We start from the raw sequence: 25859 nt of genomic DNA, 5'->3' as shown, positions 1-25859 counted from the left end.
CGAATGATATGATGTCTCACGTTTTATTTTAAAATATAAACAAAAGTCCAAACGCAAGCAAGATTGCGCCACCAATGGCCTCACCGTAATCCCCAAGATTCTGACTCACCCGACGGCCTAATAGCAGACCCATAACCGACATCACCCCGCCACATACACCAAAGGCAAGTACGGTCAAGATCAGATTACTGCTAAACATCCCTAAGGAAACGCCAACGGAGAACGAATCCACACTTACGCTGAGGGAGAACAAAATAACGCCGAGCAGAGAACGGTGGTCCACCAGCTTGGTATCACCTTCACGGAATGCATTCAGAATCATATGACCACCCAGCAGAACAAGTAATCCACCTGCTGCATACGTCGTAATGTCACCGAGCAGCGAGCTGACGTATTTGCCCATATACATGCCGATGAGCGGCATGATGATATGAAATAGCGCCGTTACTGTACTGATCCGCAATACATCCCTCAGCCGAATGCCCTTCATGCCAATTCCGATTCCGAGCGAAAACGCATCGAGGCCAAGCGCAACAGCCATGATCAAAATGGTTACCAACTGCCCTACATGGGCAGACACATCCCACATCCCCATACCCCCAAGTCACGTAAAGGTTCTTGTACACGATATGCGGACAAGGACCTAAACATGACCGATGCAAGGTAAACGGTGCGTATCTACACGATATCCATGGTGTATAAAGCTAGATTGACGTGCAAGCGGACATGATGGTTCATTGATTGTTTTGGAAAAAAGTTAAGTGGCTCTCCTGACTGTATGATCAGGAGAGCTTAGGAGGGCTGTGGGTCGCCAACTTGGATGAGTTGGTTACCCGCGGCCTTGAGCAGCCGATTCATGACGGCAGCTCCCAGCCCTTCGCGTGAGCAGGCTTCAGCCACAATATATGTGGCGCCTTGCTCATCGCAACTGCGCAGCGCGGCGTATAGCCGGCGCGCTGCTTCTTCCAGCTCGCTGGCATCTCCCAGCGAGAACACGGCATCGGCGCGGTACTGCTCCGCGTGCTCGGCGAACGCCAGCACGGCGGTGCGCTCTCCGCGCTGCGCCGCCTCTACGAGGGCGGCGCTGATCCAGGCCGCCACCGCTGTGGGCGGCCCCTCCACCACGCACAGCGCCCCTGCGGGTGCGTAGTGCGTGTACTTCATGCCCGGCGAGCGCGGCGCCGGGCTGCCCACGCCATCGGGCACCTCCGCGAGTAGCGCGGGGTCCGTGGCGACACGGGCGGCAACGGCGGACAGTTGTTCCGCCGTAATGCCGCCAGGGCGCAGGATGGTGACGGTACCGTCGTCACCGACCTGCACCACCGTGGACTCGACGCCCACCCCGGTGGGGCCGCCGTCCACGATGCCGCCGATACGGCCATCCAGATCCTCGCGCACATGAGACGCGAGTGTCGGACTTGGCCGCCCGGAGCGGTTGGCGCTTGGCGCAGCCACAGGGCATGCCGCCGCTGCGATCAACTGCAAGGCCACCGGATGGTCCGGCATGCGCACGGCCACCGTGTCCAGACCGGCGGTGACACGCGGGGACACCACCCCCGGCCTAACCGGCAGCACAAGCGTCAGTGGTCCCGGCCAGAAGGCCGCCATCAGCGCTTCGGCTGTCTCATTCACTTCCGTGACCAGAGCATCCAACTGGTCACGATGCGCGATATGCACAATCAGTGGATTGTCGGAAGGTCGGCCTTTGGCGACAAATACAGCCTCCACGGCTGCCGTGCTACGCGCATCCGCACCCAGGCCGTAGACCGTCTCGGTCGGAAAGGCCACCGTCTTACCTTGACGAATGCAGGCCGCCGCAGCCTGCAAGTCGGCGAGCGCCTGCTGATCGGCGCTCCCCTTTTTCACATCCGTTAATTCAATATTACCCAATCCATGATCATCCTCATTGCTCAATAAAACGCGCACATCCCAATTGACTGTTACCATCTCTGCTGGAGTTCCCTTGTCATGAACCTCCATGTCATTTCCCATTTCTGAGGATTGCACTTGCTCATTCTCTCTATTCATATATCCATCATTCCTAAACATCATAATAGGTTACTTGTGAACGTGAGAAAAACACCTCACACTCCATACACATCCTTGTTCACTTCGCTTCATACTCCATATTCAATATAAGTAATTATAACATACCTGTCCCGACTCGGATGCCCTTCATACTTAGCTCCACGCAGGAGTCTCACTGTACTTTCGCCACCAATTCATATCAAAAGGGCAGCTCCCTGAATTGAAGCCACCCTTATGTATAGTATAACTTCGTTGTTATGCGAATAACCCAGTTACCCAACTCCATAGTTTTACAGCCATATCCCACAGAAAGAATCTCGCCTCCGGTGTCTCTCCCTGCGCAGATGCCTCTACATCTCCAGGTTCAGCCGCTGCAGCCGATACGTTTGAAGGTTTCGCCAGTGCATCCCCGGTCCCTGCATCAATGAAGCACAGCGGTGGAAACAACACACACCACCAGTTCTGACCTTTGCCTTCGCCCAGCGTGATTCGAACCGCTTCATAATCTCCTGCAGGATACACGGTGCCTCCATATAGTTTGGTTGGGAACGGAACAGAACCCAATTCCACCTGATACTCATACTTCAGACCGCGACTGGCCAGCTCTTCTCCTACTCTATTTTCAATCTCTGACAGATGCTCACGAATGACATGGCGCGCTTCATCCAGACTTTGCGGATTCTCCAGTTCGGCTACCCACTCCCCCATCTGAGCAACGACAGCATCCCGAATCTCGCGTTTCACCAATTGATCTCCTGGTGCATCCGAGTTTGCTAGAATACGCAAGCGAATCGATTGTTCAGGAATCGCTGCGGCCGCCACAGCTGCATCCGTTTTCTGACCTTCCCACATCATGATAATCATCATAAGACATACAATAATAAGTCCAATTTGCTTTACAATTCGTCTGTTCATTCCGTTTTCCCCCTCGGCTCTCTGATCACGCGACCTGCAACTCTCTCATGTCTATCAGTATGCCCGGGAGAGACGGAAGTAAACCTAGCATTTGCAATAAATCTACTAGAGGTTGTTCAAAAGGTTCGCTATTAATTACGAAGGATGCCTAGCTGCATCATCAACGTTGGATATGAAATTCTCAGCCGAAATAAGCGGGTCTTATAAAGGTTGTTTCCTTCGGAAACATTCCATTTGCTCACGTAGTTTATCCTACACTCCACTACTCCATTTCTTGCTTCATCTCATCTTCTCGGTACTGGAACTATAATCAAACGTTACTAAAAAACAATTTTTTGAACATGTACTACTAGTATCTGTGTTTAAACTCAGGCAAGTTATGCGATGACGAATGTCAGCTTTCAAATAGCCTTGAAGACTGTACTAGCTAACCCTGGCGAACGACTCTCGCGAACGACCAGTCGATGTTCTAAGGGAGGACGTCTTATTCAGCCTCCAGGTCTTCTTCTGAAATTGTAAGGAACACGAGACACCTTATTTCGCAAAATCATCTGACCAACACGCTACAAAAGGCTGTTTATGCTGATATAACGTGTCTCAGTACCATGAATTACATTCGCTCACCAGTCATGTTAAAAAGGCTGATCCGCACCTGGTTACAGGGCAAATCAACCTCTTCATTCTTACGAACAATGAACAATTACGTTATACGCTCCACAGCTTTTCTTTTCACTACACCAACTCAACAGTTACACAGCACTTTTCTCTTTCTTGAGCATATTCCATAAACGTTCCGACAACCGAGGTTGCTGCTCCCCCATGAGAAGTTCATCCTCTTCTTCCTCACCATACAACTTAATGCTCATGACCACGCCAATACAAGCCATGTTGATGAGCAGGGAGGTGCCCCCGTAACTGATGAATGGCAACGTAATGCCTGTGAGCGGCATCAGCCCGAGGAACGCCCCCACATTCTCAAACACCTGGTACAACAACATTCCGATAATACCTACAATGATGACGGGTCCCGCGCGATCTCTGCAACTCAGAGCAATCCACACCATCCGTTGAATCAGAATAAAGTACAATAGAATCAGTACGGATGCACCGACAAAGCCAAACTCCTCTGCGATCACGACAAAAATGGAATCCGAATACGTATAGGGAACTCGTCCACTCTGAACGGATGTTCCTTGCAAATATCCTTTGCCGATGATGCCTCCTGAACCGATGGCTAAACCTGCATTTTTCGTATGCCAGGAAGCTTTGGAGGTAGCCTTTTCCGGTACCAACCAAGGATCAATCCGTTCCGCCCAATGTTCCCTTTTTATCTTTTTAAGAAAGGTGAACACTTCATCATGGTAGAACGTATAAGCCTTAACAAAGCCAAAGAAAGTCACTCCCACAATCGCCAGTGCAATCAATGCGTGCTTCAGTCTCATATTTCCGATCCAGAATACAGCAGCCAAAATCACCACATACCCCAGTGCATTTCCCAGATCATTCTGAGCCATAACCAGAGCAAATGGAATAAACGCCCAGCAGCCAATCGGCACAATATCTCTCCAAAATTTCAGCGTGCCTCGTTGTCTCTTCACAATCAAATGGGCGAGAAACAGAATCAGAATCATCTTGAACAGTTCTGCCGGTTGGAAAGAAAAGTTGTCGCCCAGCTTCAGCCAGCCGTTAGCGTTATTGATCGAACTTCCCAGGACATTCGCAAGGATCAATAGTATAATTCCCAACCCATACAAATAAAACGCATATTTCACGTATAACTTGTAATTCACAAGCCCGATGACAAGCACCGCAATGAACCCCGCCACATAGAAATAAATTGTTTTGACGTGGTGATTCGCCAGGTTGGCATCTGTCTGTGTTCCGCTGTAAATTGCAAATACACTAATAATCATGAGCAACAGCATGATGAAGAGAATCACACCGTCCATCTTTTTCAACATTCTCACCATGACTCCGCCCATCCCCCTGAATCTAACATTCTATGATTTCCAATTGAACTCAATATTACCATTGTATATAATTGGATAATAAAATGGAAATCTGAATCGCTTCAGGGTGACAATTAAACCATTCATTGGCCTGACTCCCACCGTAAAATCAATAAAACCCCGAAACATTCATCCCTAATTGAATAGGTCTGATCTGTTCCAGGGTTCTGAAGTTATCTAGCTAATATACATAAATCCAACGTGTTATTTCACGGTTTGATTCGAGAACGTTATTGTTCCTGCTGGGATGGCTTGCGTCTTAGCAATTTCATCACCAAATCGGTAATACTCGGTTGTTCCGCAGATCCGAGAATATCCTCGTTTTCTTCCGTGTGAACCTTGATACTCATCACAATCCCCATACTGATCATGTTGAGCATAATGGAGGTACCACCCGAACTGATAAACGGCAGCGTAATCCCTGTCAATGGCATCAGACCAATGAACGGACCAATATTGACAAAGATCTGGTAGAGCAGCATCGCTATAATACCTACAATAAGATAAGGCCCGGCGCGATCCTTACACTCCAGTGCAATCAGCACCAGCCTGTGAATCAGGATAAAGTATAGGAGAAGCAATACCGAGGCACCGATGAAGCCAAATTCCTCCCCGATCTGTACAAAGATCGAGTCTGCATAGGCCAGCGGCACCCGATTCGACTGAATCGTTGTGCCTTCCAGATATCCTTTGCCCGTAATACCGCCAGAACCAATCGCAAGCTTCGCATTATACGTCTGCCAGAGTACATCTCTTGAGGTCAGCTCTGGTACAAGCCAGGGGTCAAAACGATCCGCCCAGTGCGAACGTCCAATGTCATTCAGAAATTTAACAATCTCATCATGATAATGAATATATGCCTGTGTACCGCCGATAAAAGTCGCCACAGCAATAATAAAACCAATGAGGGCATGCGTAAATTTAATGTTGCCGATCCATAAGAGGCCCACAAGAATGACAACATAACTTAACGCATTTCCCAAGTCATTTTGAAGCAGTACGAGTAGTAATGGTGGCAGAACACAGAGTGAGATCGGAATAACATCACGTCCGAAATAGAGCGGACGATTCTTCTTTCGGGCCAAAAAGGCCGATAAAAACACAATCAGACATAACTTGAACAACTCAGCAGGTTGCAAACTGACCCCGAAGATGGACAGCCAACCTTTTGCACCGTAATACTCTTTACCAAAGAACATTACGAAAATGAGCAGTAACATACCCACGCCATAGATATATAAATAATTTTTGATTATAAATTTATAATTGATCATCGACATCCCAAAAAAGACGATGAATCCCAAAATATAAAAAATCACTGCACTTTTCGGGAGTCCCTCCAGCTTCGGACGACCAAACGTTGTACTGTAAATCGACAAAATACTGATAACCATCAGAATAAGCAGTATAAACACAATAGAATAGTCTATCTTTTTAAATTTGTGCAGCATGTAATTATGTTCCCCCAAGCATTCAATAATCTTCGGTATATCTCATTGTAGAGGATTTCACGGTAAAAAGAAAACCCGCGGAACCTTACATTTTCGTCACCTGTTCCGAAGTACGAACACCCAGGACATGCCGCTCGATTCCGGCAAGGTCCGGTACAATGATAATTTCCGGCCAATGTCCCGCCGTTTCAAGTAGAGCCGCGATGTCGCGAGCCTGCCCCTGGCCCAGCTCAAAACCAATGATCTGAGGCGGTGCAGGCAGCAGCGCCAGTTGCTCCAGCATGATCCGGTACGGTGCAAGCCCGTCCGGACCGCCGTCCAGTGCCATGCGCGGCTCATGATCGCGCACCTCTTGTTGTAACCCGGCGATATCTGCCGCCGGGATGTAAGGCGGGTTGGACACCAGGATGTCCACCCGTGCCCCGGCGAACGGGGCCAGCAGATCGCCTTCACGGAAGTCGATCTGTACCCCGTTCGCGGCCGCGTTCCGCGCGGCCACTTGCAGGGCAGCCGCCGAGAGATCCCCGGCGCCAACCTGCCAGCGCGGGCGCAGTGAAGCCATCGTCACCGCGATGGCACCACTGCCCGTGCCAATATCGACGGCGAGCGGAGCGCCGTCAGGAAACACGCGGTCGGCTTCGCGCAGCACAGCCTCGACCAACAGCTCGGTCTCCGGCCGCGGAATCAGCACGGCCGGCGTGACCTCGAACGGCAGCCCATAGAATTCCTGGCTGCCGATAATATATTGCGCCGGCTCACCCGCAGCCTTGCGCGTGACGGCGTCCTCCCAGCGGCTGCGATGCTCGCTGGGAAAAGGCTCCGGCTGCATCATGTAGTACGCGGCGCCATACACGCCGAGTACATGTTCCAGCAGCAGCCGAGCATTGTTTTGCGGCTCGTACACGCCGCACTTTTCCAAAAAAGAGGAAGCCTCCACGAAGGCTTCCCGACAGCTCTGTTCCGGCGTCATGACAAACTGCGCGCGGGTCACAGATTATTCTCCTCTATCCATCATCTCAGTCTGCTGAGCAATGGTCAGTGCAGACAAAATATCTTCAATCTCTCCGTTCATCACCTGATCCAACTTGTGCATTGTCAGACCGATCCGGTGATCCGTCACACGGCTTTGTGGGAAGTTGTACGTACGAATCCGCTCACTGCGGTCACCCGTTCCCACTTTGCTCTTCCGCTCAACAGAGATCTTTGCTTCCTCTTCCATACGTTTCATATCGAAGATACGTGTACGCAGAACCTGCAACGCTTTTTCCTTGTTGGAGTTCTGTGATTTTCCATCCTGACATGTCGCCACAATTCCCGTTGGAACGTGCGTTACCCGTACTGCGGATTTCGTGGTATTAACCGATTGTCCACCGGCACCACTGGAACAGAACGTATCCACACGGATGTCTTTATCATGAATTTCGATATCGAAATCTTCGGCTTCAGGCATAACGGCAACCGTTGAAGTTGACGTATGAATACGTCCGCCAGACTCGGTTGTTGGAATACGCTGCACCCGGTGTGCACCGCTTTCGTATTTCATTTTGCTGTAAGCGCCGCGTCCGTTGATCAGGAAAACAACCTCTTTAAATCCACCGAGATCATTCGTGTTAACGTCCATCAGCTCTACACGCCAGCCTTGTGCATCTGCATAACGTGTGTACATCCGATACAGATCTGCTGCAAACAACGCTGCTTCATCTCCACCAGCTGCCCCGCGAATCTCAACAATAACGTTTTTGTCGTCATTCGGATCTTTTGGCAGCATGAGTACACGAATCAATTCGTCCAGCTCTTTCTGACGAGTGCTCAGTTCGTCAATTTCCATTTTGACCATTTCGCGCATCTCATCATCCAGTTTCTCACCCTGCATTTCCTTTGCAGCTTCGAGATCCTGACTTACCTGTTTGTATTCAGTGTACGCTTCATAAGTCGGTTGCAGATCGGATTGTTCTTTGGAGTATTCCCGCAACTTTTTGTTGTCACTTGCCACATCCGGGTCACACAAAAGCTCGCTCAACTTGTCATAACGGTCGGCTAACGCCTGTAATTTATCCAACATGTATAGTCACCTCACGCATTATTTTGTCCAAGCACATCACATTTTCAATAATGTTTTCAATTCAACATCAATTACATCTATAATCTATATTCCACAACGCACAGGATTCTCAATGAATCCCCTGACCGCAGCATGTATTCACATTCATGTATGATCGACGTATAACATCGCTACAACGTCATCAAATCCTTTACTTTTAAAGTTGATATCAAGAAATCGTGTACCCTGTATGAAACTCGCTTCAACTCATCGGTTACAGCGCGAATTTTAACGTGGTATACGACTCTTAATTATAGCATATTCTTATGGTTCTGAATAGTAACTGATCGACGCGCAATACAAAAATATTTCTATTTTACATATCTCGGATTGTGCCTTTTCCTTTTATTATATCCACTACGTGCGATCAATCCAGTACTTGTACACAATATATAGCGATCAAAAACATAAAAAGCCCTGTTATCTTCCAAAGAAGATAACAGGGCTGCTATAACCATTTTTTAAACCATAGTGAACGGTTTAGGAATTATACGTTGAAACGGAAGTGCATAACATCGCCGTCATTTACAACGTACTCTTTACCTTCAAGACGAAGTTGACCGCGCTCTTTGGCACCGTTCATGGAACCCGCTGCAACCAGATCGTCGTAGGAAACAACCTCTGCACGGATGAATCCGCGCTCGAAGTCCGTGTGAATGACACCCGCTGCGCCAGGCGCTTTGGTACCCTTACGGATTGTCCATGCACGAACTTCCTGCACACCTGCTGTGAAGTATGTGTACAGACCGAGCAATTTGTAAGCCGCTTTGATCAACAGGTTCAGACCGGAATCCTCGATACCGAGTTCTTCCAAGAACATTTGTTTATCTTCGCCTTCCAGCTCAGAAATTTCTTCTTCAACCTTCGCGCTGATTGGCACCACTTCTGCGTTTTCAGCAGCTGCGAATTCTCTTACTTTTTGCACGTAGGCATTGTTCGCCACATCACCGATTTCATCCTCAGCTACATTGGCTGCGTACAAAACAGGCTTTAGAGTGAGCAAGTGCAGATCGCGGATGATCAGAAGCTCGTCATCTGTAAGTTCCATGCTGCGTGCCGGCTTGTCATCGTACAGAACAGCTTTCACTTTCTCCAGCACTTCTACTTCTTGAGAGGCGGACTTGTTGCCGCCCTTCATGTTTTTCTTGGAGCGATCGATTTTCTTCTCAACACTCTCGATATCGGCCAGGATCAGCTCCAGATTGATGGTCTGAATGTCGCTTACCGGGTCAATTTTGCCATCGACGTGTGTAATGTTCTCATCTACAAAGCAACGTACCACGTGTACAATTGCGTCTACTTCACGAATGTGGGCAAGGAACTTGTTACCCAGACCTTCGCCTTTGCTCGCACCACGAACCAGACCTGCGATATCTACAAACTCAAACGCCGTTGGTACTGTTTTCTTAGGCACAACGAGTTCTGTCAGTTTGTCCAAACGCTCATCGGGTACTTCAACGATCCCCACGTTAGGGTCAATCGTACAGAACGGATAGTTTGCCGATTCGGCACCTGCTTGTGTAATTGCATTAAACAATGTAGATTTACCAACGTTAGGCAAACCCACGATTCCAGCTTTCAAAGCCATGTATATGACAACTCCTCATTGATTACTTGTTCGGTATGGATAATCCTATACATTATATATGACAAACCTCAAGGCATCAAGGAACTTCGCCAATTCGACCAGAGCCCCATTCACTTCCCGAAATCCCCGGTTACTGCGGATGATTTGTTTTGCGTAGATGATACCTTTGGCTTAGAACATCCGCTATTAGTTTACCCTTTGATTTCCTTGTACATGGTCAGATCCGTTACCTCATATCCCATCTTACGATACAGGCTGCTCGCCCGCACATTATGTCCAAACACATGCAGGCCAATGCGATCCACGTTAAGACTCAAGGCCGTCTGTTCAAGCGCCTCCATCGTCTCTATTCCATACCCTTTACCGCGGTGTGCTTCTTCAACCACAATGTCTAGTAAAAATGCATCTTTGCCACGGCGATTATCCGTGATGTTAAACCAGATATACCCCACATTTCCGTCCACAGGATGCACTAGATTGTAGAGATATGCTCCGGGTGTGTTCAAACCTTCTGGCAGATAACGTTCATAAGATTCCTCGGCCAGTTGCTGCGCCTCTTCCTCCGCCCAAGTGCCTGCTTCTACTTTTTCCTGTGCAAAATCCTTAATCGATCGAATGCAAAAACTTGTATAATCTTCCTGATTCATTGGAGAAAGTTTCAATTTATTCCCCTCCTTATTTTGAGTGATCAACATTATGTAGTATCCCTGTGCAGTCCTTTTTGCACTGCTAGTATCTTATTGTATCCTGTTCTCCCGTTTAGCGCATGAAGTAATTCTGACGATTTGAACTTCAATTTTTATATGTATCCATTTTATCTATAACTTTTGATCTCCTCCCATCGTTTATACCTCATAGGAAAGGAGTGCATTATATTGTACACACATCGCCGATTCTCCAAAAAGAAAATCATTATCTTGTCCGCCATCGTACTCGGAATCGCCATAGTCGCTTTTATGAGCTTTCTGGATGCAGTCGATCCCTTTCGCCACTTGAGAATCACAATCCACAATCAGTCCGACTATGACCTCACCAATATTCAGGCTAGCCTGGCCCAAGGCGACTCGTATAATACCAACGAGAGTGGCTCCACCTACGTATTCAAAAAGGATATTCCCAGCGGAGTAAAAGTAAAATTCGCCCCACAGCTGAAACTTTCCGGGGAGGGGACCGTCTCCTTGGAGTTTACAGACAGCCGCGGAAAAACCTATAACAAAATGGTTTGCGGTTATACGGAATACTTATCTGGTAACTCCTACGTTACTGTAACCAATGAGAATGTCACTGTGAAAGAAGAATGTATGTAATCTTTCGGCAACACAATTATATAAGTAATTGGAACATCCTCATTACATACTAAAAGCATAGAGGAGGAAATTACATTGTCATTAAACATAATTTTAGGCGCAGGCTTAGCCTTCTCTTTATTACTTTCTGCACATCAAGCTAGTGCTGTTGGATTAGAGGATAGAGTCAAAGATGCTTTTACTAACCCTCCAATCACTGTGGAGAACTCTAATGATCCGATTGTTACTCCATTGGACATACAACTTATAAGACCATTCAATTACAGTAGTTACAATGCATATGAAAAATCATTCACATTGGATTCTGACAATGGAGAGACTTCTAATCTTTGGATTAACAACACTAGTACGGATACTATTTATGTCAAGATTACTGTGGGCAATCTTTCTCCAATTGATATTCCAATCAAAAAAGGAACTCAAAAAACAACAAGAATAGGTGTTATAGGCACAACAAACGTCAAAGTTTATATTTATAGTTCAACAGGTCATAAAATGGATATGAATATAAGTGCCCGACAATTTTAATAAAATAAATAGTGTAGAGGATATTTCTTAATGAAGTATCCTCTACACTATTTTTGTTGCAAATTATATAGGAAGCAATATGAGTAGACTCAAAATATATAATTAAATAACTCCAATGAAGTTTATATCATTTTCATTTTAACCCTGCGCCTAACGCCGTTCCACCAGTCGCTCCGTCAATTTCAAATCCTCAATCCGCCCTGCGCCAATGCCAAACATCACGGTACGCAGCTCGAATTCGACCTGTTCCAACCGCTCATTCAGCGCATCATCGGACGCGACTGCGGATTCGAGCAGAGATCGGCCAAAACCTGCCAGGTCGGCACCCAGGGCGAGAGCCTTTGCTGCATCCACACCCGTATACAGCCCACCGCTACCAATCAAAGCACCCGCCGGATTCAGCGCACGTACTTCCTGAATACACTCCGCTGTGGGAATGCCCCAGTCAGCAAAAGCTTCAGCTGCCGCCCGGCGTACCGGGTTGTTGTTACGATACTTCTCTACCTGCACCCAGCTTGTACCACCAGCACCAGCTACATCGATAAACGCGACACCCGCTTCATATAGGCGTTGAGCCGTCACGCCATCGATGCCAAAACCGACTTCTTTCACGCCAACAGGTACATCCAGCTCACGACACAAGTTCTCAATCCGCTGAAATAATCCGCTGAAGTTGGTGTTACCTTCCGGCTGAAAAACTTCCTGCAACGTGTTCAGGTGAAGGACGAGCATATCCGCACCCGCAATATCTACAGCACGCTGGAAGTCAGCCGTAGTGAAGCCATAGTTCAGCTGCACCGCGCCCAGGTTGGCAATGACCGGGATGTCCGGTGCCCAGCGACGGACATCGAAGGTACTCGCGAGTTCCGGCTGTTCCACGGCAGCCCGGATCGAACCTACGCCGAGCGCCCAGCCTCTGGCGTTCGCTACTCGGGCGAGGCGCTCATTGATGGCGCCCGTTGTTTTGCTTCCACCCGTCATCGAACTGATGAGCAAGGGTGTACGTACTTTTTTGCCAATAAACGAAGTCTCCAGATGCACCTCTTCAAAATCCAGCTCCGGCAGTGGGTGATGACGAAAAGCATACCGCTCCATACCGCTGGTTACCCCTTCTCCTGCCACATTCTCCTCAAGACAGAGGCGCACGTGTTCCAGCTTCCGTTCTCCCGTAGCCACTTCGGGAAGCAGCCGTTCGCCGGCTCGCTCTTGTTCATTCATGATGAGACCTCCTATGTGAGAATCGTGCGGATCGACAGGATAACCTGCCCGTTCCTTGCTTCTATGTATATATGTCTTATGCAAAAGACAAAAACATTCATCTAATAAGCATTGCAGCATAACTCTATCCAGTATAACGTTCCAATCCAGCTATGGAAAGGATGCCCCGAAACCAAATGTCTCACTTAAATCTCGGAGCACCACTATCTTATATGCCTACTTATTTCAAGATTTCCGTTGCCAACTGCTCACCAACAAGCTGCCCAGATAACGTCACAATCGGGGTTCCGCCGCCTGGATGTGTTGTGCCGCCGACGTACCAGAGTCCTTGTACATCTTTGCTTCGGTTGCCTGGTCGCATGAAGGTCTGCTTCATCGAGTTGGACGAAATGCCATAGATCGAGCCTTGATGCGCCAAAGTATCCCGTTCGATATCTCGCGGCGTGTACCGGATCAACACATCGGATTGGTTCAACCCGGTAATTCCCCTCGCTGCCAATTGTTCCAGTACAAACGCTCCGTAACGTTCCGTCTGTAGCTCCCAATTCCACGAATCTGACAAGTAGGGGGCATTGACCAGAATGAACAGGTTACTTGCTCCCGCCGGGGCCATGCCTGCTTCCGAATAACCGGAGTAACAGATGTAAATCGTCGGATCGTCAGGCATTTTACGGTCACGGAAAATATGGTCGAACTCTGGTTCATACCGTTCCGGGAAAAAGACGGTATGGTGCAGCAGCGCATCATATTGTCTTCGCACACCTGCCAGCGTTACAAATCCCGAAATGGATGGTTCATACTTCCGTATGCGGGCATCACTCATCTCTTTCCGATGTTCCGGTGCGAGCAGCAGTCGATTCACGCTAAGCACATCTCCATTGGCAACCACCTGATCGGCTTCGCGGAAGCCTTGATCCGTATCCACACCTGCCACTTTGCCATCTCGGACAACAATCTGCCGGACTTCTGTGCCTGTAATAATTTGTACGCCTTTTTCCTGTGCCAGCCGAGTCATTCCTTCGATCAGTTGATAGGTTCCGCCTTTGACTCCGTAGATGCCCACTTCTGCTTCCACATGACCCATCATGGCAAAGATCGAAGGAGACTGATACGGCGATGATCCCACATAGGTTGCGTACCGCCCGAACATAGCGAGTGTATGCGGATGCTGGAAATACGAACGCAGCAGCTTATCCAGATTCACCGTTGGCCGCACACGAAGCAGGCTGCGCAGCATCTGAAGATTGTATTTGTCAGAAGGAGACAGCAACAACTTACCGAGAAAATGACGATTGGCTTCCGCATACAGTGCGGCAGACTCATCCATAAATGCATCATAATGAGCCGCATCCACCGGACTGTACGCCGCGATCTGTTCCTTCATCCACCCGCGATTACCTGACAAATCGACCACTGTGCCATCTGCAAATACATTACGCGTGCGTGGCTCCAACTCATATAGCTGTACGTAATCTTCCATTGTTACACCTGCATAGTCGAAGACGGAACGAAAAGTGGATGGCATCGTGATTGTGCTTGGTCCCCGATCAAAATGATACCCGTCCCGCTCAATCTGCTGCAGCTTGCCACCTACATGATCCTGCCGTTCCAGAATGGTCACCTGCACACCTTGTGAAGCCAATCGGATCGCACACGACAGACCTCCGAATCCTGCACCGATAATCGTGACGTTACCTCTCAACTATACCGCCTACCTTTCCATACATACCCCTTGCCAGAGCGACCTGCCTGCCAGGAAGCAAGTCCGATAGCAATGACACATGCCATGCTAACTGGTTGCAAAAGGGCAAGCCACCAGGGTTGTCCGCCAGCATGATCCGCTACTCTTTTCACAGCCATACCCAGTAATGTTCCTAACAATCCATACAGAATGGACATCAAATTACCTGTCATGAGTCCAAAAATCAATCCCAGCGGAGGCACAATATACATCAGCGTATACATCAACATCGTGCCAAGCAGCAGTACGTCTTTACGTCCCATACCTTCGTACATATTTTTCTTGTATCCGTTCCATACTTCTGCACCGTTCTGATACATGCGGGTATTCGTTACGTCATGCACGTCTGTCAGCATCACCGGATGGCCTGCACGCTTGACCGCTTTGGCTAAACTCATGTCATCCACCAGATGGACCTGAATGGCAGCATGACCGCCGGATGCTTCGTAACTGGAGCGATGAATCAGCAAAAAAGCGCCCGTAGCGGCCACAAACATCGGACTGGATGATCTACGTATCATGAAAATGGGCAGATGACTGATGATGGTGAAGACCATCATCGGTACGACAAGCTTTTCCATCCACGTCTTCGTTACCTGATAAGGAAAACCAGTTACAAGACCGCCGCTCTGCTCACACCCTGCCGCAAGAGTTTGACGAATGGCACTTGGCTCCAGGCGCACATCCGCATCCACGAACATATACCATTCTCCCTTGGCCTCCTGTACCAGCCTGTGACACGCATGGGCTTTCCCCATCCAGCCCTCGGGAAGATCGACACCATGCAGTAGACGCACACGCCCATCTCGATTCGCAATCGCTTGTACCATGGCCGCTGTCTCATCTTCGGAACGATCATCCAGCACCAGCACTTCCATCCGGAATCCCGATGTATCACTCGCGAGCACACTTTCCAGACATCCTTCGATATGTAGTCTTTCATTTCTGGCCGGAATCAGTACCGAGACCAGCAGGTCTGGGGGTTGTATCTTGTCTGACCGGAATGAACGTACTTTGGGCAGACAGGAGACGTTCCATAGAGCGAACAGCAACTGTATTCCCAATATGCTTGTAAGCACAATCCAGAAGATTTCAGATGTATTCATCCTAACGGTTCACCCGCTTTCGCGTGGCATCGTATTTTTCACTTGTCGAACGTACATGACGAATCAGTGGCAGCGCATCTGGCAAGCTCCCCTGTCCCATCCGTATAAGTTCTGATCTGTGATCGTCTAACTGCTGTTCCAGCACAAGACCGAGTCTGGAGGCAATCTCTTCACTCTTGAGCGTCTTCCAGTCTTCCATCACCGGAGGGCCTGCCTGCATCGATATTTCCGGTAGATCATGCTGAACCATCCCATGGCACAAGGTTACCGGTACGGCAATGGCATTCGGAGAGCGACGAAGCAGCAATCCGATGCCTGGACGGAACCGAATCGGTCTGGCCTCCTGATGGAGAATTTCTCCTTGTGGGAAAATCCAGACCCTTTTCCCCGAATCCAATAGTTCACTGGTGTACTGTAGAGAGGTCCGAATACCAGACGCATTCTCTTTATTGATTGAATACGCACCCAATTTACGAAAAAAGGCATATTGCTGAAGTTGCTGTTCCTCCATCATCACATAATGGTCACCCCGCGATGTCTGTCTGGCCGCATGATAGAGCAGCAGACCATCCCACCAGGAGCTGTGGTTCATGAAGTAGATCACCGGACGATTAGGATCAATCGGGGAGTTGTCCCTGATATCCACCTGCGGGTCCAGTGACCCCGATAGCGTGAATGAGCGGAAGCGCCGACGCAGCAGATAATAGTGATTGTATAAGGCAAAAATCCGATTAAACGGTTTTGATTTTACGGCGCGAATCATAGAGCCAGCTCCCTTCGGCAAGAAGCACACCAGCAATGGCGATGATAAAGCTGCCCGTGATGCCTTCCTTTAAGGCCAGTAGGCCAAATAGAAGAATAAAGAGCTGATACAGCCATTTTGCACGCAACAATGAGCTACGGTCACGAGGCATGGCCGGAAGGAAGAGGGATAGGAATGCACCCATGATAAACCAGCTTATGTAATTGGTCCACGGAACACCGTAGAATCCACCTGGAGCCTGCCACTCCCAGAATCCTCTCGCATGTGCAACTGGGTCGAGTACCAGATCGAGCACAATCGCCCAGAACCCGGTCTTCACTGCCCGAAGCAATCTGCCAGTCCAGGTTGAACCCCCGCCACTTAACAGCGCCGAGTTACCCACCACTGCGATCCAGGCGAAACCCAGCGTAACTGGCACACTGAACAGATGAATCCCGAAGAAGTCTGAATAAGCATACTCACCAAAGGGCCAATGCGTATGCACTCCTACCCACTCTACGCCCATACCTCCAAGCCAGATAATCACAGAGGATATCCAGAGTCCGGGTTTCAGCCAGATGACTGACTGGTCGGACAGGGCTGTCCGATTACGCCCTTGATAGATCAGATCCAGCACATACAATGCGTAAAAGATTAGAAATAATCCATTTGAAAAAGATAATACGTCAGGCACACCGATCGTCAGCATCAAGGTTGCTCCAATGACATACCACGCCCAGTAAAGCCACTGGATCATCAGGATACCGCCGTTCGGGAGGCTTGATAGGCCAGCATCGGATAACGTTTCACAATCGCACCCAACATCTCCAGTTTCAATTCATCACTAACATATGCCCGTTTAGTATATACGTCATAGTCATTGCGTTCGACCGCGTGTAGAATGGTGGAGTAAAAGGCTGCTGCCAGCTCAATCGAAAACGCACTTTCCGTTGGATAAGTATCCAATCGATTCATGCCAATACGGAACCAGTTCAATGCTGCCGCTTTTAATTCGTGAATAATGGCAATAAAGCGTTCGTCCACGATCCCGTCTTCGAAGTCCTGTTCGGAGTATCCGTGCTTCTCCATGATCTCCAGCGGAACATACCGGCGCACTCGAGCCCGATCTTCACCAACATCCCGAATAATATTGACGATCTGCATCCCTTTACCCAAAGCAATCCCATTCATGGCTACTTCCGCGCCATTATCATCCCGCAGTACAGGCAACAACATCTCGCCTACAGTGCCGGCTACCAGATAACAATAATGCTCCAGTTCCTGCATTGTTGCATAATGCGTCACTTTAAGATCGGTGAGTTGCCCTTCCATCTGACGGAAGAATGGCCCCTTATCCAGATGAGGGAAACTGCTGAACAACCATCTCAGTGCTGGCCAGATAAAGTGTCCTTCCGCTTCGTCCAGCCGCTCAAACAAATCATGAATCTCGTGAATCGTATAGGCCGATTGTTCCGGTTCATCCACACTGTCATCTATCATGCGGCAGAAGGCATAAATGACATATACCGCTTCCCGACGTGGACTTGGCAGCCCTCTAAAGGCCTGATAAAAAGAGGAAGAACCCTTTTGCATCAACTCTTCACACCTGCTCAAAATCGCTTCATTCATGTTCCCATCTCCTTCGTGAGTTGATTGACGGCCATACGTGCACTCTGCATCACAATCGGCACTCCCCCTCCAGGATGTACAGATGCTCCTGCGGCATATAATCCCTTGATATTAGGGAAAGGTTTGGGTTGTGGTCGGTATACACCGGACTGGAATAACACTGGCGCAATACCGAAGCTTCCGCCTCCATATAGCCCGTCTCGCTCTGCGTCAGCGGGTGTACGCACCTTTTTCCACCTGATCGCTGCACGAAGTCCCGGGAATCCACGTTGCTCCGCCTCTTCCAAAACACGTTCTGCCAATGCTTCGCTCTCCTGATCCCAGTCGACACCTTCGGCATCGGGCACAGGAATGAGGAAATACAATACACTCTGTCCTGAAGGCGCTGCTGTCTCATCCAATGCGACCGGATTAAATACGTAAAATGAGGACTTTGCCGGAATGCGTCGCTGATTGAAGACTTCCTGTAAACTACCTTCCAGACTCGGTGGCAGGAAGAACTGGTGCGTCGTTGCATCTTCCCAGGTTTTGTCCACGCCCACATAGAGCAATACACATCCGGAAGAGGGGCGATATGGCTTTCTTTTACGCGCTACCTCTGGTGCTCGACCAAGCAAACCCGAAAGATGGGGGAAATCGCCATTGTAGATAACTGCATCCACATTTTCTGCGCCTGCTACCGTTTCTATACCTTCACATACACCGTTTTTAATCGTGAGCCCTGTAACTTCCGCATTCAGCACAACACGTCCACCACGTGAGATCAGTTCCTGTTCCAGAATGGCCGGTAATGCTGCATACCCGCCCTTCACCATCCAGATACCATATTCATGCTCTGCATAGGGAAGCAGGGAGTAGATGCCTGGCGTCCCAAATGGTGATCCACCGATGTATAGACTTTGTAGCGAGTAAGCGTCTAGCAATTCCTCATGCTCAAAATAATCGCCTACCGCTTTCCGGACACTTTTGTGTGCACGCAATCTGCCCATGAGTGACATGAGAGATGGTGTGAAGAAATCCCTTTTGCGCGGAAAAGCCCGTTCCAGAAACGCTGCCCGGCCTGCCGGAAACAATGTGTCCATGTCTTTCATGAACCGTGTGAATCCCCGGCTCTCTCCCGGGAACAAACGTTCAATCTCTGCCGTCTGCTCCTCACGTGACGTCATCTTGGTCATGACACGACCACTGTGATAATGCACTTTGTATAGCGGATCACAGCGAAGCAGCTCAATCTTCGAACGATCTACGCCTGCTTCCTCCAGTATGCCAAGTAACATCTCAGGCAGAAGCACGATGGTCGGCCCCTGATCGATCCGGTACTCCCCTTCCTGCTCATATCCAATGCGTCCGCCAACGCGGGAGCCCCGTTCATACACGGTGACATCCCATCCCTGACGGTTCAACAACAGCGCCGAAGTAAGTCCGCCAATCCCTGCCCCTACAATGGCGGCCCGCTTCATGAATGCCCTCCGGCTTCTGCCGTCTTCACGTAAGAGGATAGCTTGGAACTTGTTCTGGCGTCCTCTTCCTGGATCAGCCTCACGCTGATTCGAGCCGATTCGAAGATCGTTGGCAATCCGCTGCCCGGATGTGTCCCGCCGCCTACCAGCCATACACTTTTCAACTCTTCAAACTGGTTATGGGGACGCAGGTACATCATCTGACCCAAATTATGTGCCATATTAAATGTTGCTCCGCGGTACACATCCAGTTCATTCTCCCAATCGAGTGGAGTGAACAGCTTACACTCTTCAATGCGGCTGCGAATGTCTGCCAACTCAGGAATGCCTTCCATGCGTTTCATCATGGCCTCCTGCACATTCTGCCGTTCTGCCTCCCAATCGATGTCTGCGGTAAGGTTAGGCGTAGGCATGAGAACATATAAAGCAGATTTCCCTTCCGGTGCCAGCGTCGAATCAAGTCTGGAAGGGTTATGAATATATAGAGATGGATCGGCTGATAACATTTTGTGCTTCGTAATCTCATCAACGTTCAACCGGTAGTCCTCGGGAAAATAGATCGAGTGATGCGGCAGATCCACTTCACCATCCACACCCAGATACAGCATCGCTGTCGAGCAGGAGTACTTTTTGCGTTTCATTTTCTCCGGGGTATATTTCTTAAGTACGCCCGGTTCGAACAGATGGTTCACCGCATGTGCGAAGTCGGCGTTCACCACCACATGGTCCGCGTCGATGCGTTCACCGCTCTCCAGCAACACACCTTCTGCACGACCATTGCGAACGATGACCTGTTTCACCGGGGTGGAAGTATGTATGCGTCCTCCGTATTCTTCCACGACATCAGCCATGGCTTGGAAGATCCGATTCACACCGCCAATGGGGTGGAACAATCCGTAGTGATGCTCGATGAACGATAGTATGGTAAAGGTGCCCGGACAATCCCAGGCAGACATGCCAAGGTATTTGGATTGGAATGTAAATGCCCAGCGTAGACGCTCATCTGTAAAATAGCGGGACAAGATCCCATAGACGGTGTTGTGGACATCAAGCTTAGGTAGAGCTGTTACGGCGTCTTTGCGTAGATAGTCAGTCAGCTTGCCAAACGGACGGCGCAGCAAAGGCATGACTTTGCCAAACTTCACTTCCTCTTCTTGCATGAACCGAAGGTAATTGTCTTCATTGCCCGGAAACAATTCCTTAATCTGTGCAGCTGTATCTTCCCGATTACGAGAAGGCGTGAACACCGTATCACCAAAGTTCAGTGCGTACAGCGGGGTTAGTTCTTTCATATGCACATAATCGGATAACTTACGTCCCACCACGTCGAACATCTCTTCAATCAGCTGAGGCATCATCAAGAATGTTGCCCCCCGGTCGAATCGATACTCGCCCAGTTCTAATCTGGCAGAACGCCCCCCGATGACCGGCTGTTTCTCATACACATCTACTTCGTACCCCTGACCGGACAATAACATCGCTGCTGCAAGTCCACCCGGACCCGCGCCAATCACAGCTGCACGTTTGCGTTGTTGATTCGGTATCATGCCACTCACCTCTCTATGTAGGGAATTCCTATAGTTCTCTAGCCCCTAGCCTATTATTAAACCGCCCAAGAACACTTTAAGCGGTAACTGGCAAAAACATTATACAAATATAATACAAATATTATACGACCTTGTAAACTAAAAAATGACCCGTCGGTCAAATTACGAAGATACTCCATTCATAAACGCAAAAAAACATCCCTTGATCACTTTCGTCAAAGGATGTCCTGTATACACTAGCTTATTCATTGAATGATAAGATATGTTTAATTATTTGCCTGTCCGAAACTCACACCAGATGGTCGATCCGCGAGATACTCACGTTCTATCCATGACTGCCAATCTGCTGAATCCTCTGGCATGATCCATTGCGGGTAACGAGCATGTTCTGCACGCTCATAGCCTTTCCCACCAAGTACGAAACGAATATGTGGAAATTCATTTTTAATCCGCTCTATAAGCTGATCGCACCGTTCAAGGAGCCCCGGACTTGTGATCGAAAGGCAGACCAACTTGATCTTTTGCTCCCGGATAATCGGGAAGATGCCTTCTTCTGGCGTGTTCGCACCGAGATACAGTACTTCCGCTCCATTTTTCCGCATAAAGAGAGAGAACAGTAATAACCCGACCTGATGATGCTCCCCTTCCGGACACAACGCCAGAACTTTGGGCAGATGCGGATAGATCGGGAACAGATGGAAAAACTGATAAAACCGCTGTGAAATCAGCTGAGTCATGAAGTGTTCCTGAGCCACCGAAGCCCTGCCTTGCTCCCATGCATCTCCAACCCGAACCAGTATGGGCACCAGCACATGATAGAACATCGAATCGTACCCGTACATGGTGAAACCAAAATCAATCAAACCATTGGCACGTTCACCCTGAAAGTTGTAGAGCGAGTCATAGATCTGATCTGCCATGCGTTCGTATGCTTCTTCCATTGTAGGCACCGGAGCCATGATCGGAATAGGCGCAGCTGCCTCGGGTGGGTTTAATTTGTTTACTTTCAACATCCGTACAGCTTCCGAGATATTGGTCTGATGCAGCTCTACCTGTTCTTTCAACCAGCGCAGATCCTCAACATTCTCTTCGGTATACATTCGATAACCCGATTCCGTCCGCTCAGGGGTGACCGCATCATACCGATTCTCCCAAGCCCGGATTGTTACCGCCCTGATATCGAGCATGGCTGCGACTTGTTTGATGGAATACACCTTATTACCCACTTTCTTTCCTAAATGTCCAGATTTCACAGGTTATATCATTGGTTCCCCGTCCTTGTCAGGCATATGAAAACCCTAACATTCTACAAAAATAATACACTCATTATACACAACGCTCAGACACCTGTCGATTGCATCCTGCCAATTTTGCTATATGCATTTAACGGCTACATTCGTGATTCTACCGGGTTATCCTGCGTCAACGTTATCATCCGTGTGGTAATAGAAGTCAGCACGTACAGAAGGGGGAGTCCACCGTTGGTCTCATTGCGCCGCCATACATCAGACCGCAAGTCTTCACGCGGCAAATTTCCATACATACGAACAGGGATCGCCCTATTGGTCCTATGGCTCATCGCCGTCATGCTCTATCAGACCTACAAACCATTACCACCGGGTATTTCCTATGAAAGTCCCGAGTATCGTGTAGATCAAGTCGATTTCCTGCATGACCTCACTTATCCTTCCTCTGACGGACAGATGCAGCACGAACAGCAGATCTTCCAGCGCATGATGCAGATTGTGGAGGAAGCAGAGCAGTTTGTCTTGGTGGATATGTTCCTGTTCAATAATTATCAGCACAAGGGGCAGAACTTTCCTCCCGTGAGTACTGAATTCACCGAAGCTCTGGTCGCCAAAAAAAATCAGCATCCTGATATGGACATCTGGTTTATTACAGATGAAGTAAATACCAACTATAACTCAGCACCCAATCCGTTGCTGGAACAGATGAAACAAGCAGGCATTCATGTGGTCATCACGGATGTGGACCCTTTGCGTGATTCAACTCCGGTATACTCTGCGGTCTGGCGAACCTTCTTCCAATGGTTTGGCCAATCGGGGGATGGCTGGATCAAGAACCTGATGGCCACAGATGGTCCGGATGTAACTGTGCGTTCCTATCTCAAGCTGCTCAATGTGAAGGCGAATCATCGCAAAGTTGTTGTTAGTGAGAAGACGGCGATTGTTTCTTCCGGCAATATCCATGATGCGAGTGCTTACCACTCGAACATTGCATTTGAAGTAACAGGTCCAGTCATTGGGGATATTCTACAGTCAGAGCAAGCCGTGCTTGATATCTCAGGCGGGGGCCAGGTTCCTGCCTACACCGCTCCTTCCACGGATTCAAACACGGGGGATTTACGAATACGCTATTTAACTGAAGGCAAAGTGAATGACGCTGTCCTCCATGAGATTAATCAGGCTGGCAAAGGTGATACCTTATGGATGGGCATGTTCTATGTGGCCTCTCCCAAAGTATTGGAAGCCCTGCTGGAAGCCGCCAAACGAGGAACCGAGATCCGGCTTGTACTTGATCCAAATGAAAATGCTTTTGGTCAGGAAAAGATCGGCATTCCGAATCGCCCTGTCGCCGCCGAATTACATGATAAATCCGACGGTAAAATACAGATCCGCTGGTATAACACCACCAAGGAGCAATACCACACCAAGATGATCTATATTGCCAAAGCAAGCGGAGATCATATTGTTCTTGGCGGTTCAACCAACTTCACACCTCGAAACATGAATGACTACAATCTGGAGAATGATCTATGGGTTGCTGCACCTCCAGACAATAAGTTCACGCGCGATATCGCGAATTATTTTGAACGTATTTGGAATAATGATGATGCCGAGTTCACGTTGGACCTGGATGAGTTTCAGGAAAAGACAACGTTCTTGAAAGGTATCCTATATAAGTTACAGCTGATTCTGGGTCTTACGACCTTTTAGACAAGAACCACATTCATACCTGATATCCGCCTGTACTCTCGTGTGCAGGCGGATATTTTCATCTTGACAGGTGACGTGAAATGTGAAAATATAATTACCTAACGACCGTTAGGAAGGTGATCTAATGACTGCACAATCCATTCGGGATGCAGCCCTGTTCCATTTTGCCAGAGATGGCTATGAAGGGGCTTCTCTGAGAGCAATTGCTGATGAAGTCGGGATTAAGAAACCGTCCATATATGCACATTTCAGCTGCAAGGATGATTTGTTTTTGCACACCCTGGCGTTTGCTTTTCACGAAGTAACACGGCACACACTCGAATATTTCCGTGATCATGAGGACCTGCCATTGGAGCAGAGGCTGAAGGGCTTGCTGATCTGGTTCGAACAAGAATACAATGCCCATGCGTCAGCACGCTTGATGCTGCGCAATTGTTTCTACCCACCACTTTCCCTTTATAGCGAAGTGATGGATCTGGTGTATCCGTTTATCGATGGTATGGAACGTGCGTTGACTCGTTTGCTGCAGCGGGCAATGCGTCATGGAGATATTCCGCCCATTCCTGCGGAACAGGCCGCCATTGCATTCATGACGTTTCTCGACGGGATTACCGTGGAGATTATTTATGGAAGTTCCCGTCGGTACAAGAGACGGTTGGAAGCATCTTGGCCTGTCTTCTGGCATGGCATTCATAATCTGAACGAAGAGGCACGAAGTGTTGTGCCGGAAGGAGATTCAACATCATGAACCGCAACTGGTTATATGTATTTATCGGTGGCATTATTGAGATTGTCTGGGTAAGCGGGCTGAAACATGCCTCGAATGCCTGGGAGTGGACTTTGACGGGGATTGCCATCGTGATCAGCTTTGGACTGATCATTGCTGCTTCCAAAAGACTGCCTGTCGGTACGGTGTACGCCGTCTTTACGGGAATTGGTACGGCAGGTACCGTCCTTACGGAAATGGTACTGTTCGGCGAACCGTTCCGCTTGGCCAAAGTATTGCTCATTGGATTGTTGCTCTGCGGCGTAATCGGATTGAAGCTGGTTACGGATCAGCAAGAAGCCAAAGGAGGTGCAGTATAATGGCTTGGATGGCAATTGTGGGTGCAGGGATATGTGAAATTTTCGGCGTGATCGGTATTAATGGTGCTTCTACTCGCAAAGGCTGGCCTTATATCGTACTGATGCTGGTATCGTTTGTATTCAGCTTCTCGCTGTTATCTTACGCCATGACGTCTATTCCCATGGGCACAGCGTATGCGGTGTGGACCGGGATCGGGACGGTAGGCAGCACGTTAACAGGCATGTTCCTGTTCGGTGAACGGAAAGAAGCGAAGCGTATCCTGTTTATCGCGATGATTTTGGTTGCAGCGGTTGGCTTGAAACTGATCACGTAACGGAACAACTGAATTACACTTTATATCTAAGTTAGTTCTACAATCTCCGTTATCGTGTACTTCTTAGCTTCCATTAGGATATCTATTAAATTCTGTAAAATAAAAAAAGACGACTTCGATCAGGAAGTCGTC

Annotated in this window: 24 protein-coding genes; 6 read left to right on the top strand and 18 right to left on the bottom strand. The window is 48.8% G+C overall.

All coding sequences use genetic code 11. From position 1 onward, the window contains the following. Window positions 1-28: 28 nt before the first annotated feature. From AB4111_RS21790 to AB4111_RS21750, 9 genes are all read right to left on the bottom strand, one after another. The gene (locus AB4111_RS21790) at window positions 29-589 is read right to left on the bottom strand and encodes a manganese efflux pump MntP (protein WP_442033198.1); all 561 of its coding nucleotides are present in this window, start codon (window positions 587-589) and stop codon (window positions 29-31) included. A 203-nt stretch (window positions 590-792) separates the two neighbouring features. Continuing rightward, the gene (locus AB4111_RS21785; RefSeq protein WP_442033197.1) at window positions 793-2028 is read right to left on the bottom strand and encodes an L-threonylcarbamoyladenylate synthase; all 1236 of its coding nucleotides are present in this window, start codon (window positions 2026-2028) and stop codon (window positions 793-795) included. 255 nt (window positions 2029-2283) lie between these two features. Beyond that, a complete protein-coding gene (spoIIR, locus tag AB4111_RS21780; protein WP_442033196.1) occupies window positions 2284-2943 on the bottom strand; it encodes a stage II sporulation protein R in 660 nt (219 codons plus the stop codon). 749 nt (window positions 2944-3692) lie between these two features. Next, complete coding sequence (locus tag AB4111_RS21775; RefSeq protein WP_442033195.1) at window positions 3693-4913, bottom strand: FtsW/RodA/SpoVE family cell cycle protein; 1221 nt, start codon at window positions 4911-4913, stop codon at window positions 3693-3695. Window positions 4914-5182: 269 nt separating this feature from the next. Then, window positions 5183-6403 (bottom strand): FtsW/RodA/SpoVE family cell cycle protein, encoded by a 1221-nt coding sequence (locus AB4111_RS21770; RefSeq protein ID WP_442033194.1) that lies wholly within the window; start codon window positions 6401-6403, stop codon window positions 5183-5185. Window positions 6404-6488: 85 nt separating this feature from the next. After that, complete coding sequence (prmC, locus tag AB4111_RS21765; RefSeq protein ID WP_127549115.1) at window positions 6489-7373, bottom strand: peptide chain release factor N(5)-glutamine methyltransferase; 885 nt, start codon at window positions 7371-7373, stop codon at window positions 6489-6491. Window positions 7374-7397: 24 nt separating this feature from the next. Next, window positions 7398-8465, bottom strand: coding sequence for a peptide chain release factor 1 (gene prfA / locus AB4111_RS21760; protein WP_249912672.1), 1068 nt, complete (start codon window positions 8463-8465; stop codon window positions 7398-7400). A 526-nt stretch (window positions 8466-8991) separates the two neighbouring features. Further along, window positions 8992-10092 (bottom strand): redox-regulated ATPase YchF, encoded by a 1101-nt coding sequence (gene ychF / locus AB4111_RS21755; RefSeq protein ID WP_124116543.1) that lies wholly within the window; start codon window positions 10090-10092, stop codon window positions 8992-8994. Between the two features lie 191 nt (window positions 10093-10283). Beyond that, entirely contained in the window at window positions 10284-10754 is a 471-nt protein-coding gene (locus AB4111_RS21750) for a GNAT family N-acetyltransferase (protein WP_442033193.1), read from the bottom strand. Window positions 10755-10967: 213 nt separating this feature from the next. Between AB4111_RS21750 and AB4111_RS21745 the strand changes: the two genes are divergently transcribed. Both AB4111_RS21745 and AB4111_RS21740 read left to right on the top strand, forming a co-directional pair. Further along, window positions 10968-11399 carry a hypothetical protein gene (locus tag AB4111_RS21745; protein ID WP_442033192.1) on the top strand — a complete coding sequence of 144 codons (432 nt, stop codon included), beginning with the start codon at window positions 10968-10970 and terminating at the stop codon, window positions 11397-11399. A 75-nt stretch (window positions 11400-11474) separates the two neighbouring features. After that, a complete protein-coding gene (locus tag AB4111_RS21740; protein WP_442033191.1) occupies window positions 11475-11927 on the top strand; it encodes a hypothetical protein in 453 nt (150 codons plus the stop codon). A gap of 150 nt (window positions 11928-12077) precedes the next feature. Here the strand turns inward: AB4111_RS21740 and fni are convergent, their stop codons facing one another. The 9 genes from fni to AB4111_RS21695 form a co-directional block, all read right to left on the bottom strand. After that, window positions 12078-13145: a type 2 isopentenyl-diphosphate Delta-isomerase gene (gene fni, locus AB4111_RS21735; protein ID WP_442033190.1), complete on the bottom strand. Its 1068-nt coding sequence runs from the start codon at window positions 13143-13145 to the stop codon at window positions 12078-12080. Between the two features lie 220 nt (window positions 13146-13365). Next, window positions 13366-14847, bottom strand: coding sequence for a phytoene desaturase family protein (locus AB4111_RS21730; protein ID WP_442033189.1), 1482 nt, complete (start codon window positions 14845-14847; stop codon window positions 13366-13368). Beyond that, window positions 14844-15992, bottom strand: a complete 1149-nt coding sequence (locus tag AB4111_RS21725) for a glycosyltransferase (protein ID WP_442033188.1) — start codon at window positions 15990-15992, stop codon at window positions 14844-14846. The genes AB4111_RS21730 and AB4111_RS21725 overlap by 4 nt, the downstream gene beginning before the upstream one ends. Window position 15993: 1 nt before the next feature. Beyond that, window positions 15994-16755, bottom strand: coding sequence for a lysophospholipid acyltransferase family protein (locus AB4111_RS21720; RefSeq protein WP_442033187.1), 762 nt, complete (start codon window positions 16753-16755; stop codon window positions 15994-15996). Beyond that, window positions 16724-17491, bottom strand: coding sequence for a carotenoid biosynthesis protein (locus AB4111_RS21715; protein WP_442033186.1), 768 nt, complete (start codon window positions 17489-17491; stop codon window positions 16724-16726). The genes AB4111_RS21720 and AB4111_RS21715 overlap by 32 nt, the downstream gene beginning before the upstream one ends. Then, a complete protein-coding gene (locus AB4111_RS21710; protein WP_442033185.1) occupies window positions 17491-18363 on the bottom strand; it encodes a phytoene/squalene synthase family protein in 873 nt (290 codons plus the stop codon). The genes AB4111_RS21715 and AB4111_RS21710 overlap by 1 nt, the downstream gene beginning before the upstream one ends. Then, the gene (locus AB4111_RS21705; protein WP_442033297.1) at window positions 18360-19823 is read right to left on the bottom strand and encodes a phytoene desaturase family protein; all 1464 of its coding nucleotides are present in this window, start codon (window positions 19821-19823) and stop codon (window positions 18360-18362) included. The genes AB4111_RS21710 and AB4111_RS21705 overlap by 4 nt, the downstream gene beginning before the upstream one ends. Beyond that, window positions 19820-21370, bottom strand: a complete 1551-nt coding sequence (locus AB4111_RS21700; RefSeq protein WP_442033184.1) for a phytoene desaturase family protein — start codon at window positions 21368-21370, stop codon at window positions 19820-19822. The genes AB4111_RS21705 and AB4111_RS21700 overlap by 4 nt, the downstream gene beginning before the upstream one ends. Before the next feature lie 266 nt (window positions 21371-21636). After that, the gene (locus AB4111_RS21695; protein ID WP_442033183.1) at window positions 21637-22584 is read right to left on the bottom strand and encodes a MerR family transcriptional regulator; all 948 of its coding nucleotides are present in this window, start codon (window positions 22582-22584) and stop codon (window positions 21637-21639) included. A 267-nt stretch (window positions 22585-22851) separates the two neighbouring features. Between AB4111_RS21695 and AB4111_RS21690 the strand changes: the two genes are divergently transcribed. The 4 genes from AB4111_RS21690 to AB4111_RS21675 all read left to right on the top strand — a co-directional run bounded on the left by AB4111_RS21690 (window position 22852) and on the right by AB4111_RS21675 (window position 25727). Further along, window positions 22852-24327, top strand: a complete 1476-nt coding sequence (locus tag AB4111_RS21690; RefSeq protein ID WP_442033182.1) for a phospholipase D family protein — start codon at window positions 22852-22854, stop codon at window positions 24325-24327. A 124-nt stretch (window positions 24328-24451) separates the two neighbouring features. Further along, window positions 24452-25075, top strand: a complete 624-nt coding sequence (locus AB4111_RS21685) for a TetR/AcrR family transcriptional regulator (protein ID WP_442033181.1) — start codon at window positions 24452-24454, stop codon at window positions 25073-25075. Further along, window positions 25072-25413, top strand: a complete 342-nt coding sequence (locus AB4111_RS21680) for a DMT family transporter (RefSeq protein WP_017691902.1) — start codon at window positions 25072-25074, stop codon at window positions 25411-25413. The genes AB4111_RS21685 and AB4111_RS21680 overlap by 4 nt, the downstream gene beginning before the upstream one ends. After that, complete coding sequence (locus AB4111_RS21675) at window positions 25413-25727, top strand: DMT family transporter (RefSeq protein WP_062836933.1); 315 nt, start codon at window positions 25413-25415, stop codon at window positions 25725-25727. The genes AB4111_RS21680 and AB4111_RS21675 overlap by 1 nt, the downstream gene beginning before the upstream one ends. Window positions 25728-25859 lie beyond the last annotated feature (132 nt).

It is taken from the genome of Paenibacillus sp. 2KB_22 (assembly GCF_052115745.1).
In the GTDB taxonomy this organism is placed as follows: Bacteria; Bacillota; Bacilli; order Paenibacillales; family Paenibacillaceae; genus Paenibacillus.
Note: the sequence above shows the minus strand (reverse complement) of the source record. Positions and strands in the feature narration are given on the sequence as shown.

Coding starts and splice junctions, on each gene's coding strand:
- AB4111_RS21710 (WP_442033185.1), bottom strand. CDS start 18,363: ATGAATGAAGCGATTTTGAGCAGGTGTGAAGAGTTGATGCAAAAGGGT.
- AB4111_RS21790 (WP_442033198.1), bottom strand. CDS start 589: ATGTGGGATGTGTCTGCCCATGTAGGGCAGTTGGTAACCATTTTGATC.
- ychF (WP_124116543.1), bottom strand. CDS start 10,092: ATGGCTTTGAAAGCTGGAATCGTGGGTTTGCCTAACGTTGGTAAATCT.
- prmC (WP_127549115.1), bottom strand. CDS start 7,373: ATGACGCCGGAACAGAGCTGTCGGGAAGCCTTCGTGGAGGCTTCCTCT.
- AB4111_RS21675 (WP_062836933.1), top strand. CDS start 25,413: ATGGCTTGGATGGCAATTGTGGGTGCAGGGATATGTGAAATTTTCGGC.
- AB4111_RS21705 (WP_442033297.1), bottom strand. CDS start 19,823: ATGAAGCGGGCCGCCATTGTAGGGGCAGGGATTGGCGGACTTACTTCG.
- spoIIR (WP_442033196.1), bottom strand. CDS start 2,943: ATGAACAGACGAATTGTAAAGCAAATTGGACTTATTATTGTATGTCTT.
- AB4111_RS21725 (WP_442033188.1), bottom strand. CDS start 15,992: ATGAATACATCTGAAATCTTCTGGATTGTGCTTACAAGCATATTGGGA.
- AB4111_RS21720 (WP_442033187.1), bottom strand. CDS start 16,755: ATGATTCGCGCCGTAAAATCAAAACCGTTTAATCGGATTTTTGCCTTA.
- fni (WP_442033190.1), bottom strand. CDS start 13,145: ATGAATGAACAAGAGCGAGCCGGCGAACGGCTGCTTCCCGAAGTGGCT.
- AB4111_RS21685 (WP_442033181.1), top strand. CDS start 24,452: ATGACTGCACAATCCATTCGGGATGCAGCCCTGTTCCATTTTGCCAGA.
- AB4111_RS21775 (WP_442033195.1), bottom strand. CDS start 4,913: ATGGTGAGAATGTTGAAAAAGATGGACGGTGTGATTCTCTTCATCATG.
- AB4111_RS21700 (WP_442033184.1), bottom strand. CDS start 21,370: ATGATACCGAATCAACAACGCAAACGTGCAGCTGTGATTGGCGCGGGT.
- AB4111_RS21680 (WP_017691902.1), top strand. CDS start 25,072: ATGAACCGCAACTGGTTATATGTATTTATCGGTGGCATTATTGAGATT.
- AB4111_RS21715 (WP_442033186.1), bottom strand. CDS start 17,491: ATGATCCAGTGGCTTTACTGGGCGTGGTATGTCATTGGAGCAACCTTG.
- prfA (WP_249912672.1), bottom strand. CDS start 8,465: ATGTTGGATAAATTACAGGCGTTAGCCGACCGTTATGACAAGTTGAGC.
- AB4111_RS21770 (WP_442033194.1), bottom strand. CDS start 6,403: ATGCTGCACAAATTTAAAAAGATAGACTATTCTATTGTGTTTATACTG.
- AB4111_RS21785 (WP_442033197.1), bottom strand. CDS start 2,028: ATGAATAGAGAGAATGAGCAAGTGCAATCCTCAGAAATGGGAAATGAC.